Annotated in this window: 1 protein-coding gene; it reads left to right on the top strand. The window is 47.5% G+C overall.

The window, feature by feature from the left end:
• The first annotated feature begins 253 nt into the window (after positions 1–253).
• Entirely contained in the window at positions 254–3,529 is a 3,276-nt protein-coding gene (locus ACESM0_RS13185; RefSeq protein ID WP_372906667.1) for a PDZ domain-containing protein, read from the top strand.
• Positions 3,530–3,960 lie beyond the last annotated feature (431 nt).

Genomic DNA, 3,960 nt, shown 5'->3' with positions numbered 1-3,960 from the left:
GTTTGGACTTTTTGAGCGAATCGCGCTCTTTTGTAATTCAATTTTGCATTGGGTATAAACCGGCGAGGATAGAGTGTGCTCTTCCGAAAAAGGTCTGTCTAGCGGGAAATAAATACAGACAGTTTTACAATTCAATTTTGCATGTATTGCTGTAAAAGATGCAAGCGGTATGCGGAAATCGTGTAGCCTTCGTAATGAATTTTACTATTTTAATAGAGAGATCAATTTCAACAAATTCAATAAACATAAAAAGATGAAAAACCGGATCCTCTTAACCCTGACTTTACTCTTCGCTTTTTCGCTCTTAATCACGTCCAATTTGCAGGCATTTCAGCAGCAGGATGTAACGCATTTATTGAGACACCCCACCGTTTCGGAAGCTCATCTCGTTTTTGTGTATGCCGGTGATTTGTGGCGGACTGACAGAGACGGGAGCAACCCGGTACGGCTGACCTCAAGCCCTGCAGAAGAGAATAATCCTTTCTTTTCTCCGGATGGTTCAATGATAGCATTTTCTGCCAATTACGAAGGGAATACGGATGTGTATGTTATGTCGGTGGATGGCGGAACCCCTAACCGCCTTACATGGCATCCCGGAAGTGATATAGTAACGGGCTGGAGTGGTGATGGAAACAGCGTGGCATTTTTTACCCGCAGGGAAACCGATCACGGGCGATCAGGCCATCTTTATCATGTATCGGTGGAAGCAGGTGCACCTGAAAAACAGATGGATGCCCGCTATTTCAGGGGGCAGTGGAATAATGACGGTTCCAAACTGGCCTACATAGATTTTGGGCCGGGATATAACGGTTTGTATGGAGGATCTGCCGGATGGAGAGGTTACAGGGGAGGTTCAACACCTTCTGTTCGTATTTTTGATGTGGAACAAAATAGTATTACGAATATTCCGGGCGAAAGAATCAACGATATTCAGCCGTTTTGGCTCGGAGATGATGTCTGGTTTATATCGGATCGCTATGATAAGCGACTGAATCTGCACCGGTTTGATACGGAGACTGAAACGATCGAACGGATTACAGATCAGGCCGATTGGGATATTCACTGGGCGACAGGACACGGGAACAGTGTTGTATACGCAGCAGGAGGAGCTCTTTATGAACTGGATGTTGAAAGCGGTGAATCTGAGAGAATTGAGGTCACCATCAACCCGGATCTCCCGCAAACCCTGACCGAATGGAAAAATGTAAGTTCAAATATTCAATCAGGAGAACTTTCCCCCAACGGAAAGCGTGCCCTGTTTACCGCAAGGGGTGAAGTATTTACCGTACCGGTTGAGGAAGGCAGTACCCGAAACCTGAGCAACAGTAATGGTGTACGCGAATATACGGCTGTCTGGTCGCCGGCCGGAGATGAAATCGGCTGGATTGAGGAGTCTTTGGAGGGACAAACATTGGTAATCAGCGATCAGACGGGGCTAGGTGAAACCAAATCATATACTCTTGGCAGCGATTTTTATTTTCTCGAAGAGTGGGATGCTGAGAATGACCGGATCATCTATACTGATAACCGGCAAAAACTGCACTACATCAACCTCGAAACGTCTGAAACCAATGAGATTATACAAAGCGACAGGCAAGCCGGATTTGATCTTGCTCTTTCTCCCGATGGTACCTGGCTGGCATACACCGATATGCAGGCCAACTATTTCCGGGATTTGATTCTCTATCACTTTGAGTCGGGCGAAAACTATACGATCAGTGATGGAATGGCTGATGTGGCTTCACCCGCGTTCTCACCTGACGGAAAGTATCTCTATTTCGCGGCTTCAACCAACACCGGCCCGCGCCAGTTTGGGCTCGATATGAACAGCCAGGAGCGTCCGTATCGTGCCGGTATTTATGCGTTGGTTCTTCAGGCAGACGGAGAGTCGCCTTTTACGATTCGTCCAGGAGATGAAGTGGTTGGTGAAAACGAATCGAAAGAAGGAGAGAATGATGAAGTTCCTTCTATTGATCTTGAAAATCTGTTTGATCGAAAAATTGCGCTGCCGGTTTCTATCGGGAACTACAGCAATCTGAATGTAAGCAAGAATGGGGCGCTCTTTTATCAGCGCTCTGTTCAGCCGGGCACTGCAGTTGAAGCACCGGAATCGGATACAGATACCGAGAACAAGCTGCTTCGTTTCGACTTCGAAGAGCGAACGGATGAGATTGTCTATTCAGGGTTGTCTAACTATAACATGAGTGAAAACGGAACTCACCTTCTTATTCAAATGTCGAATGGAGCACCGGCAACCGCAGAGGTTGGGAAGTCTATTACGGTAAAGCCACTCAATACGAGTGACCTTAGGATGAGAGTTGACCCGCGCGCCGAATGGCGGCAGATTTTTGATGAAGGCTGGAGAATGCAAACACAATATTTCTATGCTGAAAATGCTCACGGCCTCGATTGGGACGCGGTTTATAACCAATACTTGCCGCTGGTAGAGCATGTGGGCCGGCGCGAGGATCTGAATGACCTGATGGTGGAGATGATCGCTGAACTTCAAGCAGGACATAACCGCGTGGGTGGAGGTGATGTGCACAGAGAAAGCGGACCATCCGGAGGATTATTGGGTGCTAATTTTGCAATCGAAAATAACCGCTGGAAGATTAGCCGTATTTACACCGGTGAATCATGGAATCCTTTTGTGGAAGGACCTTTGGTTGTACCCGGAAGTGAGGCGAACGAGGGTGAATATATTATCGCTGTAAATGGAGTGAATCTCACTGCGGATGATAACCTCTTCAAACATCTTGAAAACAGCGTAGATAAACAGGTTGTGCTTTCTCTGTCGACAAATGCTAATGGTAGTAACTCCCGTAATGTTGATGTGGAACCAGTTTCGTCGGAGAATCAGTTGCGGCTCTGGCATTGGATAGAGTCCAACCGAAAAGCTGTGGATGAAGCCACAGACGGCAAAGTAGGATATATCTATCTGCCCAATACAGCGGGAGCCGGCTATACATTCTTCAACCGAATGTTCCACGCTCAGCTCGATAAAGACGCGCTGATTATTGATGAGCGTTCTAACGGCGGCGGGCAGGCTGCCGATTACATTGTGGAAGTTCTGAACCGTGAGCATCTGAGTAACTGGGTATATCGGCAGGGAATGATGTCGCGAACTCCGTCTGCAAGTCTGCACGGCCCCAAATTAATGATGATTGACCAGGATGCAGGGTCGGGCGGCGACTTTCTGCCTTACGCGTTCAGGGAGCTGGGAATTGGAACGTTACTGGGTACCCGAACCTGGGGAGGGTTGATCGGGATTTCCGCCAATCCGCCTCTTATTGATGGCGGTTCAATGACGGTTCCGCATTTCAGATTTGTGGATGCAGATAACAATTGGTCTGTCGAGAATGAGGGCGTTGCACCGGATATTGAGGTGAAGCTGAATCCTATTGCAGTGAATGATGGACGGGACACCCAATTGGAGGCTGCTATCGAGGAAATTTTGGAACAGCTCGAGACATATGAAGACGATGTACCGAGAGAACAGCCGCCACTGCCAACGGAGCTTGGTAATTAAGGTGGGGTCTCTGAATTCAATCTCAGATATATCGCACATACGGCGCTCCCTTATGCCATGCTAGCTAGATACCCCTGGCCACTGCTGCGCAGTGACCAAAGGCTACGGATATGGCGCACCGAAGGTGCTTGGCTTGTAGCTTCTTATACAGATCTACTTACAAACAGTTTTTAGGATTCACATTTTTCGGCATTGGTTTTGATGTTCAGATTAAAGGAAATGAACTACTTCCGGGCATTCTGCTCGAGGTATCAACCCGATTTCAATTTCTTGTTCTTTGTCCCTTTGGGATTGGTAAAATAACCCACTTGAGATTAAAAAGATGGCGGTCACCTTTTCAGGTGTAAAACACAGCCCCGTTTCGGGGCGGCATATCTGTAGCCCCATGGGAATGCACTGCATTTCCATGGGGTAAAAGAATGCCTAATTAA

The sequence above is a fragment of the Rhodohalobacter sp. genome (assembly GCF_041686455.1).
Taxonomy (GTDB): domain Bacteria; phylum Bacteroidota; class Rhodothermia; order Balneolales; family Balneolaceae; genus Rhodohalobacter.
This window is presented reverse-complemented; position numbering and strand designations above follow the sequence as displayed.

What these genes read in the sequence shown, in the direction of transcription:
- ACESM0_RS13185 (WP_372906667.1), top strand. Translation starts at nt 254, where the DNA reads ATGAAAAACCGGATCCTCTTAACCCTGACTTTACTCTTCGCTTTTTCG.